The following is a 16,705-nucleotide window of genomic DNA, read 5'->3' as shown; positions in this document are numbered from 1 at the left end:
TGTCCACAAAGTGGAAGTTTGTGCGTGTAGTTTATGCTCAGACGCGCGTGGCGATCATGCCGACGCCTTCGTCTTCTTCTTGATTTCCTCCTCTTCGTCATCGTTGGTATGGCTGTAGCCCTTGCCGCTGTAGTAGCCGGCACTGCCCACGCCCTTGCCCAAGGCATTGGCGAGGCCTCTGTCAGCGGCTCTCGAAGAGCCGTCCGCATAGGAGCCTGCACTGCTCGAATAGTCCGCGCTCCGCCGACTGCTGCTCGCGCCTGTGCGAGCATCGCTCGAAGCGCCGACGCTCATGCCCGCCGCGGCGGCAAGGCCGCGGTCGACGACATTGCCCGCACCGACAGCGCTGCCTGCAGAACCGACAGCACTCGCTGCGCCCTGCGGCTTGACAGCTGCGCCCGACTGTGCGCCCTGCGGCTTAACACTTGCGCCTGGCTGTGCGCCTGCTGCGCGCGCGGCTTCATTCACCGCGCCCGTCGCGCCCTGCACCTTGCCGTTCGCAACTGCAGCGCCGCCAACGCCCGCGCTGCTGCCAATGTTCGTGCCTGTTCCTTGCTGGCGGATACCCGCATCGCCGGCATTCGTGCTCGTGCCCTGCTGCGGCTTCATGCCGCCGTAGTTGACCCCCGTTCCCGTATAGGCGAGCGAGGCGTCCGAGCCACGATGTGCGCCGAACGTATCGTTTTCATCGTAGCTTGCACGGACGTACACCTGCCCGTCGGGGCGCAGCGTGCGATCCACGCCGTCCGTGCGCGGTGCGACGAAGAGCCGTGCCGGCACCGGATTGAGCGTATAGTTCTTATCGTAGGCGCCGCTCGCGAGCGTCTTCTTGCCGTCCCTCATGTACCAGCCCTGAAGCTCGTTCCAGTCGGGTGTGTCATAGTCCACCGATCCCTTAGTCGGGCCGTAGGTAAAGACGCCGCTGTTGAAGCGCTGCAGATCATTCTTGACTTCCTGCGTCAGGTCGCTTCCCCTGTTCGCCGCTTTCGAGCCGTCCTCGATATGACCCGTGTAGTTCACATTGCCCCGGCGCTCATACGTCGCCTGCGAATCCGGAACGACATTCAGCGTGCGGCGGCGGATGATGCCCTTGGTATCATCAATTGTATTGTTGCCATTCTTCGTCGTGATCTCATAGTTCGCTAGGATGGGATCTCGCGTCTCGTCCTTCTCGAAGGTATAGCGCACCTTGTGATGCTTGTATTCCTCTGAATCGTTTTTCGCGGCGTCCGCATCGTCCGTGTAGACGCCGGAGACACGCAGCGCCTTCTTAACCTTCTGCGCTTCCTCAGCCACGAGACCCTTTTGTGGCGATTCCACGCCCGTCCCGTTGTACGTGAAGCTCAAATCGTCGAGCGCATCGCGCACGACGCGATTGCCGTCATAGACCTTGTCCGCAGACTTGCCCAGACCGACGAAGACCTTGCGGCGGTCGATCTGGCCCTTGTCCGACGTGATCTGCGCCTTGCGGTCACCCGACATCAGCGAACTGCCCGCTGCATCGACCAGCATGTAGTTGTGGCTGTTCATGGCAATGTCATACGTCACGTGCTTGTTTTTGCCAACGTTCTTATTGTCGTACTCCGCTTTTGTCAGCGTCATGCCCCTCGCCTTGTCCTTGGCCTCCCAAGTCGGCTGTGCCGGGGCGGAAATGCCCGTGACTTTCGCATTCTTGTCCACGAGATTGATGTTGCCCTCGCGCTGCAGGGTCGTCTCGACCTTGCCCGCGCTCGTGCGGTGGACGAAATCCTTGACCGTTTCCGTGCCGTCATACTCTTTGACGATCGGCTCGTGCTTGAGCGTCGCCGTGATCGGGCGCGGCGTGATCTTCGCCGAATCCTTGAGGTTGGACTTGACGAGCGTATAGTTGCCCGCCTTGTTCCTGCCATTGGTCAGCTCTATGCTCTCATGGTAGGTGACGTCCTGCGCCTGCACACCGTTCTTGTCCTTCTTGACGTTCGGCGAGGCGAACTTGCCGACGTTATGCGTCTGATTGAGCTTGACATCACCCGCGTCTGCAGCGACGACACCTTCATCGCCTACGGCATCCACGAGTTTGAACGTGCGGCTGTGGATCTTCCCGTCCTTGACGGCATACTGCGTGCCATCGTAAATCTTGTCCGGCGCAGCCGTGCTCGCCGGATCAAACGCTACGCGCACGATGCGCGGCGTGATGCTGCCCGTGCCGAGCACGGTGTCGGTCTGCACGCCCGAGGGAAGTGCCGCCGACGGCAGCTCATAGTTCCCCTGCTTGACGGCGTCGCCCGTCTTCTGGAGTCTATACTCCACGAGTTTGCCGTCTTTGAGGACATTGCCCTTGGCGTCTTTGAGCACGTTGCCCGCGCCGTCCCTTGCCACATCGGCATCGGCCTTGCGCGAGTCCTTGTTGAGGAAATGCGAGGCAGCTGTATCAACCGTGAAGTCGATGCCATCGTCCTTGAGCATCTTCGCCGCATCCTTGTCCGTGACGTGCAGCTTGGAGCGAAGCTCCTGCTGCTTTTTCGCCAATTCGCCGGCGCTCAGGGAAGGTGCGGTCAGAGACGACGTGCCGTCGTAGATCTTGCTGTAGGCGTCCGCCTGCACCTCGACCTTCCTCGGCGTGATCACCGCCCTGAGTCCCGACTTGTTGTCGGTATGGGTATCGGTCGCAGCGTCGCTCAAGCGGAGATCGGCGCCGCTCGGGTTCTCCGAAAGCTCCCAATCCTTGTAGCGAGCGCCTTCGGCCTGGTTTGCCCACGCCTTGTCGCCGTTGATGCGCTTGAGCTTGTAGACGATGTCTTTGTTCAGCGTATCCGCCGGATCGGCACTGTTTTTCACATTGGCGTCGCTCTGGCCGTGATGCGCATGTCCGCCCGAGAGGTTCTCGTAGTGCGGACGGTAGCCCTCGTAGTCGCCCTTCTCATCGCCGTACAGCGTATAGTCGAGCTCGATGGGCTTCTCACCCGTGCCGAGATCGACACTGAGCTTGAGCTTGTCGTGGAAGGCCTGCTTGTTCTCAGGGCTCAGCGCCTTGCCGCCGATCTTGGCGAGCGGGTCTCCGTCGTACGTCTTGGAGAAGTCCGCGCCGTTCTTCAGCCACGTCTTCTTGAGGTCGAGAGTCAAAGGCTTGATGACGCCCGTGCCGTAAACGGTGTTGTCGCCGTCGTAGAAGTAGTTGTTTGCGACGGAACCGGGTGTCTGCAGGCTGGCAAGGGCATCCTTGACACCCGTAAGCTCGACGTCGCGCGCCTCGGGCGTACCGTTGAGATTGCCCTGCGGGCGCTTGACATGCTTGTAGACAGCCGTATTGCCCGGTGTGTCGAGGAAGGAACCTTCCACGGCACGGTCGCCGTAACGTCCCGAGAGCTTCCCTGCGAAGGTGTTGGCTCTCGCATTCGCGGGGTCGCTGAAGTTGAAGAACCCCTTGTCGCTCTGTGCGACACCGTCGAACTGCAGCCCCTTCTTTACGGCGTCCGTGACATTGGCGTTGCCGTCGTAGTTCTTGCCCCAGCCGTTCGTCTTCGTGAGCGTCAGCTGCTTCTGCCAGATGTTGCCAAGGCCATCGAACATGTGCCCTTCGCCCGTCTGCGGGTCGATGAACGACTGCGACGTGGCGGTCTTCAGCGTATTGCCCGCTTCGTCAACGACGCGGATCTGGAAGGTGTAGTTCTTGTTCGCCGTCGCATCCTTGAGGCGCATCTTGTAGGTGACGTCCTTGTTCGCCGGCTGAATCGCCCCCGTGTAATGCGGATCGCGGTTCGCGTTGGCATCCTTATATTCGCCCGTCGCGTTGAAGTCGAGCTTCTCGCCGTGGGCGAAGCCGCTGTTCTCGTCGCCGCCGATCTTGCCGTCGCCGTCGAGCGTAATGACCTTCTTCCAGTCGAGGTTCGGATTGTGTTCGACGAGCTTGCCCGTCTTTGCGTCTTTCGTATAGTAGCCGTTCTTGACGTCCTTCGTGCCGTCGTAGACCTTCTGCACGAGATGGAGCGTCAGAGCCACGCGCCTGCCGATGATCTCACCGCGCCCGACGCCCGCCGCATCGCGGTCGTAGTTCTGGCTGAAGCGGTAGACGCCGTCGGCGCCGAGCGTGGCGCCCGTGACACCCGAGTAGTCGAAGTTGCCGTCGTTCATGGCGAACTGGAACTTGACGTCCTTGCCCTTGCCGACGTCCTTCGCCGCCACGTCAGCCGACTTCGCGAGGTAGTCGGCACGCTCGACTGTGTAGTTCTTCACATCGATTGTCTGGTCGTGACCGTTCTCGTCCTTGTACGTCGCCCGAATGTTGTTGACATAGGTCTTGGGCGCAGGCGATTTGACGTCCGCCGTGCCATCATAGTACTTGCGAATCGGATCGGTCTTGAAGCCGACCTTGAGCGCACCGCCCGTGAGCTGGCGCTTCGTGATGTCGCCCGTACCGTGCAGCGCATAAGTCTCGCTGCTCGACGGCGTGAGCTTCGCGCCGTTGTACGACAGATAGTAGTTCGATGCCTTCGCAGGCTTCGTCCCCGTGCCGACAATCTTGACATTCTTGTAGTCGACGCCCTTCGTGTTGACGTTGGCGTCCTGATATTCCGCCGTATAGCTTCCTGTACCCGTGCGGTTCAGATTGCCGCCTTCGCCGCCCTGCCAGCCGCCTGTGATGTTGAGAAGCGTCTCGGGCTTCTTGACCGTCTTCGTGCCGTCATACTGCTTCGTGGCATGGGTCGCCGTCAGATAGAGCGGCGCACGGTCGATCTTGTTGTTCGTCGTCGTAAGGCCGAGATTCGTCCCCGCCGCTTTGTTGTAAACGACGGTATTGGGATTCACTGCATCATAGACAACGTAGTTGTTCGCATAGTCCGTGCCGTCGGCATCCTTGCCGTCGATCTTGAGCGTGTAGTCCACGCGTTTGTTCGCCGTATCGGAAGCATCAGCGGCATTGGCGCCCGCATAGGCCGCCGTCGTCTTATTCGTGCCGTAGCCCGTAAGAAGACCCGTGTCCTTGTTATTGTCCGCGCTCTTGCCGAAGCTCACGAGCGCTTCACCTTCTCGCTCCGTGCCGCCGATCAGCACCTTCGTGTCGGCGTCGTACGTCTTTTCACGCGCTCCCGTGACCTTCGCGTAGACCTTGCGTCTCTCAATGTCTCCCGTAGCCGTCAGCGTCTTGCTCGCAGGGCCTGTGAGCGTATCGAAGGCGTAGTTGTCCGCAGCATCGCCTGTGAGCGTCGCCGTGTAGGTGATCTGGCGCGTGTTCGTCGCCGCTGCACCCGGGTCGACCGTCGCCGTCGCCTTATCGAACGTCGCTGTCGTCGTCAGCTTGTCCTTATCCGCCTCAACAAAGTTCAAAATGGAAAGGTTCGACTTGTCCGCCGCCTTCGTGCCGTCGTAGACCTTGCGGATGTCCGTACCATGAGCGAGATTCGCCTGCAGCACGCGCTTCTCGATGTCGCCCTTCGTATAGCGGTTGTAGGTGCCGTCGGAGAGCATCTGGTTGCCGTCGGCGTCCGCCGTATAGAAGTCGCTGGAGAACTCGAAGTTGTTCTGCGCCGCATCCGAGAACTTGAGGTTGAACAGCACCTTCTTGTTCTGCCCCACGTTCTTGTCATCCGCCGTATTTCCGGCATTGCGGTACGTCGCCGACTTGACCTTCTCGACATCGATGTCGAAGAGCTTCGTGCCGCCGCCGTCCGTGACGTAGCTGTCCGTGATGTAGTCTTCCCACCTCGCCGGCTGATTGTGCGCCGCATCCCCGACGCCGACGTTCGCCGTGCCGTCGTACGTCTTCTTGATCGGCTGCGTGCGGAACTTCAGCTTGAAATTGTTCTTCGTGACTTGGAATGGCGTGATCTCGCCGTCGCCCGTCGTCTTGAAGAATCCCAGTGTCGTGTCGGCGTCAAGCGCCTTGCCGGTGCTGTCGGCGAGATAGTAGTTCGCAGCATCCGCGCCCGTGAGCTGGATATTGTTGTACTTGATGTTATTCTTCTTCGAAGCGGCGGTCTTCGTCGCATTCTTCGACTTGTAGACGCGCGTGTACGTCGTATTGAGATCGACCGTATCGCTGCCCTGCTTGTCGCCGCCGACGAAGCTTAGGCCTTGCCCTGTCGTAGAAGGCGCATTGCCGACTTTGACGACGTCCGTGTTGTCGAACGCCTTCGTAACGCCAGCCTGCGTCTGAATCTTGAGGGCGCGGCGATTGATCGTGTTCGTCGTCGTCGTGAGGACGTACTTGCCCGAACCATTGACAGGAACCGCCGCTCCCGTCTTGCCGTCGTGAAATGCGTAGTTGCCCGCGATCGCAGGATCCGAGTCGATCGAGAGCGTGTAGTCGACCGTCTTGTTGCCCGTGCCCGCCGTCTTATCGCGATAGGAGGCCGTCGTGGCATTGAGGCTCTTGTGCGCCTCGATCAGACCCGTGTCATCGACAGCCGTGCCATTGAGCTTGTTGTCAAACGTCACAAGCTCGCTGCTCGAGAGCGGATGTCCATTGCCGCTTCCGCCTCGCACATCGATATCTGCATTGTAAATCTTCGACACGTCCTTGACATGCGCATAGACCTTGCGCTTGTCGATCGTGCCGTTCGCCACCGTACGCGAGAGCGTGCCGTTCGCCGCATCGAACGAATAGCCTGTAGGAAGGTTCGTGAACTCATAATTGTTCAGAAGCGAGCCGTTCGTGCCGTCGCTCTTCTTCAGCGAGATGGTGTAGGTAACGCTGCCCGTGCCCGTGTTCGCCGAGACGTTCGGGTTGGCATACGTCGCGCTTTTGAGCGAGTAGTCCGTGTTCTTGACGTACGTCTTCGGCGTGCCGCCGAGGTTCATCGTCAGACCAGTGATATAGTCTTCGGCTTTTCCGCCGGCCTTCTTGACGAGCGTCGTGCCATCGTAGGTCTTGCGTGCGGCAGAGATGTCGAGGTTGAGATCAGCCGCATTGAACGTGCGCTTGTCGATCTTGCCCGACCCAATTCTCGTGTCGGAGACCATCTTGTAGTTGGAATCCTGGAGAGCCGCCTGGATGTTCGAATACTTCACGCGATCCGTGTACTCGCCGGCATCGCTCTGCGGCGTCGTGCCGTTCTCGCCCACATAGGTTCCCGTGAGCACCGCCGTATTGAGCGTCGGATGCTCATTGTTGAGCAGGGTCTGCACCTTCGTCCGCATATCCGCGCTTTCGTCGTGCGGCTTGAGCGTGTAGCCCCAGGTGCCCGAAGGAGGCACGCTCTTGTCTACAGCCGACGTGCCGTCGTAGGTCTTCCGTGCATAGTTGAAGTCCACATCGATCTCGCGCGGCTTGATGACGCCTTCGCCCTTGAGCTCCGTCACGACCGTATTATTCTTGTCCACGAAGTAGTAGTCGTTCTCGTATCCATTCGGAGAAATCTTGAGCTTGTAGGTCACGACATGCTTGTTGGACTGGACATTCTTATTATCATACTCCCCGACGATGTCACTGCCATCGCCATAGGTGCCGCCAAGTTCCTTCGGCGCGAGGTTGTCCAAGAGGACGATGGAAGAACCGGTAAGCTTCTCGCCCTTGCCGTTCGTCACATCCTTCGTGCCGTCATAGACCTTCTCATGCTGCGGATTCACGAGCGTCGCTTGGAGCTTCCTCTGCGCGATCTTGCCATGCAACGCCTTCGTCATGGAGATATAGCCGTCGGCAGACGGCGACAAGGCGCTGAGATCGTAGTTGTCCGAAGCGTTCGTCCCCAGGATGGGCTTCACCTTGAAGGTGAAACTATACGCCGTCTTCGTCGTGCCGCCGATGACAAGGGCGTTGCCGTCCTTGTCCACATTGGCATGTTCGTTCCCGAATTCGCCGATGCGCTCATACGATTTCTGCGGCGTATGGAGGAAATCCAGCTTCTGTCCATTGCCGAAATCCAATTCCAGCTTGCTGAGCTGATTGTGATCCCCGGCAGCCGCCGTACCGTCAAACACCTTGCTCTGCACGCCGAAATCCATTTTGAAGTTCGTACTGTTCGCGACGAACGTCGTGATCTTGCCCGTACCCGTGCTCGTCGATGCATCCTTGAGGACGTAGTTGCCGTCCGTGATCGTCGGCTTGAAGTCAGACTTGTAGCGGACGGTATACTGCGCGGGCTTCCCGGAGATCTGCGTCGTGCCGTCCGACCTGTAGTTGGCATCCGTCGCTTTCTCGGCGTCCGCAGCCGCACTCTCATAATATGTGCCGACGACATCCGTATCCGCACCGAGCGTCAGAGCCACGTTCTCGCCCAGATCCGACGTGACGCTGTTGTAGCCCTTGTCTTTGAGCTGCTTAGCGTAGACGTTTGACGTCCTGTCGTAGGAGCGCACGACCTCGGGCAGATTGTTCAGCACAAGCTCGCGCGGCGTGATCTTGCCCGTGCCCGTCATCGTGATGGCGCTGCCCACGGTGCCATTCGTCGTCTGCGTACCCACGCTGTATTTGAGGCGATAGTTCGCCGCTGCAGCCGCAGCCGTCGTCGCGTCCGCACCCGTAAGCTCGATCTTGTACTCGACGTCCTTGCCATCCTCGATGACATTGCCCGCCGCCGTGCGCGAGACGTCCTTGTCGCCAGCCTCCGAGCCGCTCGTCTTCTTCTTGTAGACGGCAGACGTCGCCTTGATCTCCGCGCCGTCGCCTTCGACGAGTTTGGTCTTGTCCGTCGTGCCATCGGCGTAGCCGAAGTTCGTGCCGAAGACCTTGTTCTCATCTTTGACGTTCTCATTACCGTCATACACCTTGTCGATGCCCGTCTTCTTCAAGAGGTCGACCGTGATCTCGCGCGGCTTGATTGCGGCTGCATTCTTGATGTCATACGTGTCTGCAGTCGTAAGGTCTTTCGTCGTGGCACCATCGTCGAACGCATAGTTTTGGAGCGCCGAGCCGCTCGCTTTAAGGGTATAGGAAAGAAACTGCGCGCCGTTGGGGCTCGTAGCTGAGTAAACGTCCTTCGTATTGGCATTGCTGGCGTTCTTGTAGTATGCCTTGCCATCTGCGGCGCTGATCGTGAACTTGAGGTTGTCCTTGTCCTTGTCGACAAGACCTTTTTGCGTGGTGTCCGTAGCCTTGCCGGCATCTTCATTGACCGCAACCTCCACCTTATTCTCCGTGCCGTCAACGAGGAGGTAGTCCTTGCCATCGTAGATCTTTGAAGCGCCCGTGATGCTGAAGTGGCTTGCATCGAGCTTGCGCCTTTCGATCGTGCCTGTGCCCCAGAGCGTGCCGCCTGAAGTCACGGCGGCAGCTGCATTCGGATCGTCGTCAATGGCCTCACGGTAAAGGACATTGCCCTCCTTATCGACGAGCTTGTAGTTCTTCGTCATCCCAGCGGTCGTGCTCTTAAGTTTGATGCCCTCATAGGCGACGCCGTGCCCAGTCCCCGCATTCTCCACTTCCGCTTTGGTCGTCTTGTCCTTGTACTTCACTGTGACGTCAGCCTGATTCAAGGTCACATCATTCGTCCCGACAAGCGGTGTCGACGAATCTAGGATGAGATTGGGGTCGGGCTGGTATTGGGCTTTAAGAACTTTCGACGTGCCGTCATACGTCTTGTTGATCCCCGTATCCGTAGTCAGCTTCGCCTTGATCGTCTTCTGAAGGATATTACCCGTGAGATTCTTGTCATTGATCTTCGTCGCATCAAATTCGTAATTACCATCGGCGTCGCCGAAATTCACCTTGGAGCTGTCTACATAGATCGACTTGTTGTATCCAGCATTGGGACTTAGAGCCGCGCCTGACGTCCAGTTGCCTTTCTCGCGGAACGTCACGCCGTCGGTATTTATGGTCATCGTTGCGCCGTCACCGTCGACGAGCCCTTCGGTTCGCACGACGACATTGCCCGCCGTGAGCGCTGCTTTGAACGCATCTCCGGCATTCGCTGTGCCGTCGTACTCACGCTGGATTTTGCCCATCTGGCCAACATCACCGATAACCTTGCGCTTGCCGATCGTGACGTTCGCGCCCGCGATATCATAGCCGTGCTGTTCGCCATAGAGCATAGCCTCGCGGCCGCCCTTGCCGTCGACTCCATCATAGGCTGCATTGGATCCCGCATTGCGGCGACCGCCACCGGCCGTACCTTGGGAAAGATGTACGAGCGAGCGATCATCTGCGCCATAGAGTTTAAGATCCGCATCATTAACATCCGTGATGGCAGAGTAAGAACCATCGTTATTTTTCTTCGCAATCTTCAAATAGTCGGCATTGTAGACACGGCTAATGCTCTTGCCGTCGTTGCTTTCCTTGCCCGCACGCGCGACATAGCTGCCGTCCGTCTGCTTGTCCGCCGCCTGCACCGTATAGCCTGAAGCGATATTGTCCGAATGCCCGTGACCCGCCTGCTGAAAATCGGCATACGAATACTCCGCCTGCACCGTTCCCTTCATAAAGGCGGTCAAAAGCGGCGTCGAATGACCTTCGAAGATGCGCCACGTCGTATTCGCGCCGCCCTCGTCGGAGATGTCCCACCCCTCGTAAGTGGCGGCCTGTTTTGCATTCTTAGCAGTTGATGTACCGCTAGGCACAACAAGGGTTGCTTCACCACTAGAATTCTTGGTATAGGAGTTAAAAATAAAATTTTGGGTCGTTGGTGCAGTCAAATCGGCAGTCGTAGTATATGCGTCTTTAATAAAACTGCCTGCAACATAACTGTCCAAAACCTGATAAACACCAGCAGAAACTCCACCTATAGTTGTCCCAGTATTATAAACAGCATATATCTTGACATTGCCAGTTATAGCTCCAGCCAGTCCTCCCCCTTGCGTCACAGTCGCAGTATTATAGGCATGATCTAATGATGAACCATCCAACATTCCAACGATGCCGCCTGCATAACTTCCCGCACCAATACTTGTCGTCGATTCATTATAGACGGCACTAATAACCGTGTTCCCTTTGGCATGACCGACAAGACCGCCACCATATTGAACAGTGGAGAGATTCGCATTCTTCAGTCCGACGTTCATAATGGTCGCGCCATTCGTCGTACCAAATAGTCCTGTATATTCTGTACTCGTGCCCGCGCCAAGCGTCAAACCCGAGATTGTATGGAACATGCCATCGAATTTGCCTGTGAAAGGAGTTGCCGATGTCCCAATAGGACTTTGTGTGCCTGTGAGGGTAATATCCCGACTCAGCATATAGTTTTTGTTAAGTTCGATGAGATCCAAGTCTGCTTCCGAACCGATCAACTTGTACAGATTGTCCTGCGTCAAGTTCTTATACTTTCCTCCAGATCCTACGGTCGGCAGAGGATCTGTCGGTATGCCGGTATTTGTATGACCGACATGCACATAGCCCGTATAGGGACGCACTTCCTTCTCGCCGCCAGCCTCCACCTTCAGCGGATCTGTATTGGCAAGCGTATATACCTCGCTCGACTCAATATTCGCATCGTTCATGATGCGAACGCTCCTGCCTTCGAGGACGATCTTATCTGCTTTCAAGTTCTTCCCAGAGGCATTATCGACAAGACTGACGACATCGGCTTTTGCCGATGCAGCCGCCTTCCCGTTTGCTGGCGTGTCAATGACAGTACCAGCGCCGATCTTGCTGCTGTTCGCCGCCTGCGAATAGTCGACGCCCGTCAAATCCTGCGTCGTCACATAGAGGTTGCCGACATCGACGCTCGCATCCTTGCCGAAGATCACGCCATGCGAATTGGCGATATAGACATTGTTGCCGCCCGTCATCTTGCCGTCGATATGCGACGTCACATTGCCCGTGACGATATTGAGGTAGTTTTTCGCATTCGGTCCCGTCGTCACACCGCCGTCAAATTCTACAGTTTCCGTACTTTTAATCGAGAAATCCTTCCAGCCAATGACGTTGTTCGACTGCGTACTCGTAATTTTCGTCGTATTTGCCGTCGCCGTATCAATCGTTACATTCCCTGCCTTCTTGCCGTCAGCGGCAAGCGTGCCACCGTCATGGATCGGCGCACCATGCGCCGTCGAGGCAATGCCGAGGAGGCCGGCAAAGAGACCGAGGCTGACCTGACACGCCAAGGCGTCCTTCTTGCTCATTCCTCTCATTTCTTATCTTCCTTTCTATCGCAAGAGAAGCCACCACAAGATGTGGTGGCTTTCTTTCCTTCTCGACTCCTGCCTCGGCAGGGCATTGAGGCGGCAAAAGCCACCTGTATCTTACTGTAGCAAGCTCAGCACGCCGCTCGACGACTGGTTCGCCTGTGCGAGCATAGCCTGCGCTGTCTGCGTGAGGATATTGCTCTTCGTGTAGTCCGTCATCGCCTTCGCCATATCGGCGTCGCGAATCGTCGACTCGGCATACTGCGTGTTCTCGCTCGCCGTGATGATGTTCGACGACGTGAACTGCAGGCGAGCCTGCGCCGCACCGAGCACCGTCTGCTGGTCGAGACACATGCCGATGGCGTTCTCAATGACATTGACCGCCGCATTGGCGCGTGCACGCGTCGTGACCTGAATCGCCTTCGAGTCGGACCCCATCATGCCGAGCGCCTTCGCGTGCATATCGGTGAAGCCAACCTTGACCGCCTGATTCGAGCGCGTGCCGATCTGGAAGACCATGGCATTGTCGGGTGTCGGATCTTGGGCGCGTACCGTCATCTGGAACTTGTCGAACATATTGTTCTGTGCCTTCTTGATATTGCCCTGTGAATCGGTCAAGCAGAACGTCACGCCGCCAATCTGACCCGTCGTGCCGCCATTCTTCGCGCGAATCGTCAGAGCATCCTTGCCGTCCGCCGTAACGACATCATGCCCATACTGATCAATGCCGACCTTGGACAATCCATTAGGTGCCGGGCCTTGATAAGCCTCCAAATCCGTATCGCCTGGATCTGGAACAAACTTTCCAGTTCCACTTGTAGTGTTAGTAAAACAAGCCGTCAAGTTAAAGTTTCCGACGCGGAATGTCTTCTCGTATGTCTTGCCATCTTTGACATAGGAAACAGTCATCCTGTCTGTTGGCAAAATCCCCAAACTATTCCCGTTACGATCCTTGTAATTGGTCAATGCCGTACCCGACGGATTCGTTCCCTCTGCAAAGGCCTGATTCGCCCATGTGGACTGCGTGCCGCCCGCAACCGACACCTGGTTGTTGTACGTGCCGCTCATCAGGATCTTGCCGTTGTACTGAATGTTCGCGTTGTCGTTAATCTGGTCGACCATCGCGTCCATTTCCTTCTGGATCGTCGCGCGGTCGTCATCGGTGTTCGTGTCGTTCGCCGCGTTGATGCACTTCTCCTTGAGCGTGCGCAAGATCTCGACGGTCGAGGCGACAGCGCCCTCGGCGACCTTCATCATGCTGTTGCCGTTCTGCGTGTTCTGGTTGTCCTGATCGAGCGCACGGATCTGCACGCGCATGCGCTCGGAGATCGACATGCCCGAAGGATCGTCGCCCGCGCTCGTGATCTTCATGCCCGATGAGACCTGTGCAAGGCTCTTCGCACGGTCTTTCTCGTTCTTGTTCAGCGTGTTCAGCGTATTCGCTGCCTGCATGTTGTTCTTTACTACTAGTGGCACAGCAAAAACCTCCCTGATCATTGACGCCACAGCCAAAGAGACGCGCTTCCCTACGCTGCGACTGTCTTCCCTGATATGCCCAGAGGTCTCCGCCGACCTCCCTATCACTTTACAGCAATTATATCGTCGCTTCCTGCATTTTCCTTAAGCAGAGCGATGATTTTTTTCAAAAGGTGCTGCAGAAAGTTCGATGCCATTGCTCACCAAATAAATCTGTATCCTGCGATATGCGGAAACGCCGTCGGTTTCATGATATTAGTGGCTTTACTATGAAAGTCCAAGAAGTCAAGCCCGAAGGGCGCAGACTGATTGGGTAACTTTCGTTTGTGCATGTAATTTCTACTCTTTTTCATTCAAGCGAAAAGATCGTTGAATGCCTCCGTCATCGTCGGGTGCGTGTAAACGGCATCCGCCAGCGTGCCTGCCGGGATGCCCGCATCCATGGCGAGCTTTACGATATTGATCATTTCCTGCGACTCCGGGCAAAAGAGATGCGCCCCTAAGATCTTGTCCGTCTTTGCATCAATGACCGCCTTCAACAACCCCGCAGGCTTTCGCAGCACCTGTGCCTTCGGGATAGCGGCGACAGCGAGCTTTCGCACGGCGACCTCGAAGCCTGCGGCTCGCGCTTCCTCTTCCGTCATGCCCACGCGAGAAAGCGGCGGATCGATGAACACCGAATAGGGCACGACGCCGCGGTTCTTTGTCGTGCGTTCGCCCTTGCCAAACAGCGTGTCCTTGACGATGCGGAAATCATCGAGCGAAATGTATGTGAATTGCAAGCTGCCCGCGACGTCGCCCATCGCCCATATATGCTCTGCCGTCGTCCGCAGTTTCTCATCGACCGCAACCGCACCGCGATCCGAAAGCTTTACGCCTGCCTTTTCCAACTGCAAAGCGGCAAGCTCAGGCCGCCTGCCCGTCGCAACGAGAACGGCGTCCGCCGCGAGCCGACGCTCACTCCCGGCCGCCTCGACCGTGAGCACGGCACCGCCGTCCTCATCCTTGACACCGAGCACCTTCGCGCTCTTCACGATGGATATGCCGCGTTCTTCAAGCACTTTCTCCACGCAGGCAGCGATTTCCTTATCCTCACGCGGAATAAATTCCGCCGCATCCTGCACGACCGTGACGTCGGAGCCAAAATTTGCATAGTAGGAGGCAAACTCCAAGCCGATGTAGCCGCCGCCAATGATGACAAGCTTTTCAGGCAGCTCGTCAAGCTCCATCATTCCCTCGCTCGTATAGACATGCACACTCTCCTTAAGCCCCGGAATCGGCGGCACGAAGGGTGCCGCGCCCGTATTGATGAAGATGCGCCCGGCGCGCACGATTCTTTCTCCCGTCTCCGTCACGATGCGCACCGTATGCGCGTCTAGGAAGGAAGCCTCACCGTCGATGACCTCCGCCCCCGTCGCCGTGACCTTCTCGTAGTTCTTCTGGCGGAGCATCGCCGTCAGACGCCGCTTTTCAGCGATTGCCGCCCGATAGCGCGCCGCCCTCGCCGCAAAATCGCCGCCCGCCGCAGCAGAAAGCCTCGCACTGTACTCTAGCGACTTCGACGGGATGCAGGCGACATTGATGCAAGTGCCGCCGTAGCGCTCCTTCGAACGCTCGACAAGCGCGACGGACTCGCCGCGCTTTGCCAGAAGCCCCGCCAAAGTCTTGCCCGCCTTGCCGAATCCAAGGATCAAATTCTGGTATTCTTTCGTTTCCTGCATGAAAAAGCCTCCGTATTCATATATAAAAAGTACGCATAAATGCACAGCAAAACAACATTCCCAAAATCCGCCGCATGCGCCTCAATCTTCCTTCGGCAAGATCGTGTAGCTTTCGAGCGCCATGACGTCCTTGGCGACGACGGTCAGGCGAAGAGCGAGTTCGGCGGCGAGGTGTGCGAGCGGCTCGGCAATTTCCACGGCGCGTGCGATGCGGCTCGCCACTTCGATCTCGTATGCGCCCGCGTGCGCCTTGCTCTCCAAGCGACGGATGTCCCGGCAGATTCGGATGGCGATCGTTTCGGGCGATTCGACCCTGCCCCGACCGTGGCAGTAAGGGCACGGGCTGTAGATGATGCTCTCCAAATTCTGCCGCGACTTCTTGCGCGTGATCTCGATGAGGCCGAGCGCCGTGATGTCGACGATGTTCGTCTTCGTGCGGTCGAAGCGCACGCGGTCGCGCAGGAAGGCGAGGAGCTTTTCCTTCTGCTCGTCCGTGTCCATGTCGATGAAGTCGACGAGGATGATGCCGCCGATGTCCCTGAGGCGGATCTGCTTCAAGATCTCAGCCGCCGCTTCGAGGTTCGTGCGGTAGACCGTGTCGCCGAGGTTCGCCTTGCCGACGTAGCGCCCCGTGTTCACGTCGATGGCGGTCAGCGCCTCCGTCTTGTCGATGACGATGGAGCCGCCCGAGGGAAGCACGACCTCGCGCTCGCCGAGGCGCTCGATTTCTCCCTCCACGCCGTAGCGACGAAAGAGCGGCTCGCGCTCTTCGTAGAGATGGACTCTTTGTGCAAGCTCGGGCGAGATGGATTCGACGAGTTCCTTCACGCGGCGGCAGGCGTCAGCGTCGTCAATGTAGAGCGCATCAATCTCTTCTGTGAAGGAGTCGCGCACGAGGCGCACGATGAGGTCGGCGTCGCGGTAGAGGAGCGCCGGCGCCTTCGCCATCTTGTTTTTCGCCTGCAGGGTTTGCCAGAGGCGCACGAGGCGATCGACGTCCTCTTGGAAACTCTCTTCCGTCTGCCCGTGCGCCGCCGTGCGGATGATGAGTCCCATGCCCGCCGGGCAGATGCGCGCAGCGATCTCCCGAAGCCGCGCACGCTCGGCCTCGCCTTCGATGCGCCGCGAAATGCCGATGTAGGCGGCCGTCGGCATGAGTACGACGTTCCTGCCCGGAATCGACAGGTGCATTGTCGCGCGCGGCCCCTTCGTGCCGATGGCGTCCTTCGTGATTTGTACGGGCAGCCGCTGGCCGATGTGGATGCGTGCGACGGGCGTCGTTTTCTGTGCGCCCTCGTGCGGCACGCCGTCGCCGATGTAGAGGAACGCGTTCTTCTCCCAGCCAATGTCGACGAAAGCCGCCTGCATGCCCGGCAGGACGTTCTGCACCTGTCCCTTGTAGATGTTGCCGACGAGGTGCGACTGCGACTCGCGCTCAACCTCGACCGCCAGAAGCTCGTCGCTTTCCACGATCGCCATGCGCGTCTCTTCGGGGGCGCAGTTTACAAGAATGGTTTTCATCACATCAACTCCAT

Annotated in this window: 4 protein-coding genes; all 4 read right to left on the bottom strand. The window is 58.0% G+C overall.

Going from position 1 to position 16,705, the window contains the following annotated elements; all coding sequences use genetic code 11:
• Positions 1 to 54: 54 nt before the first annotated feature.
• Positions 55 to 11,970, bottom strand: coding sequence for a YDG domain-containing protein (locus tag SELSP_RS02150; protein ID WP_006193606.1), 11,916 nt, complete (start codon positions 11,968 to 11,970; stop codon positions 55 to 57).
• A 120-nt stretch (positions 11,971 to 12,090) separates the two neighbouring features.
• Positions 12,091 to 13,449, bottom strand: coding sequence for a flagellin N-terminal helical domain-containing protein (locus SELSP_RS02145; protein WP_013740578.1), 1,359 nt, complete (start codon positions 13,447 to 13,449; stop codon positions 12,091 to 12,093).
• Positions 13,450 to 13,802: 353 nt separating this feature from the next.
• Positions 13,803 to 15,170 (bottom strand): FAD-dependent oxidoreductase, encoded by a 1,368-nt coding sequence (locus tag SELSP_RS02140; RefSeq protein ID WP_006193609.1) that lies wholly within the window; start codon positions 15,168 to 15,170, stop codon positions 13,803 to 13,805.
• 81 nt (positions 15,171 to 15,251) lie between these two features.
• Positions 15,252 to 16,691, bottom strand: a complete 1,440-nt coding sequence (locus tag SELSP_RS02135) for an Rne/Rng family ribonuclease (RefSeq protein WP_006193610.1) — start codon at positions 16,689 to 16,691, stop codon at positions 15,252 to 15,254.
• Positions 16,692 to 16,705: the final 14 nt, after the last annotated feature.

Source organism: Selenomonas sputigena ATCC 35185 (genome assembly GCF_000208405.1).
GTDB classification, from domain to species: domain Bacteria; phylum Bacillota; class Negativicutes; order Selenomonadales; family Selenomonadaceae; genus Selenomonas; species Selenomonas sputigena.
This window is presented reverse-complemented; position numbering and strand designations above follow the sequence as displayed.

Bases quoted from the DNA above. Each gene is read 5' to 3' on its own strand.
- SELSP_RS02150 (WP_006193606.1), bottom strand. From the start codon at position 11,970: ATGAGCAAGAAGGACGCCTTGGCGTGTCAGGTCAGCCTCGGTCTCTTT.
- SELSP_RS02140 (WP_006193609.1), bottom strand. From the start codon at position 15,170: ATGCAGGAAACGAAAGAATACCAGAATTTGATCCTTGGATTCGGCAAG.
- SELSP_RS02135 (WP_006193610.1), bottom strand. From the start codon at position 16,691: ATGAAAACCATTCTTGTAAACTGCGCCCCCGAAGAGACGCGCATGGCG.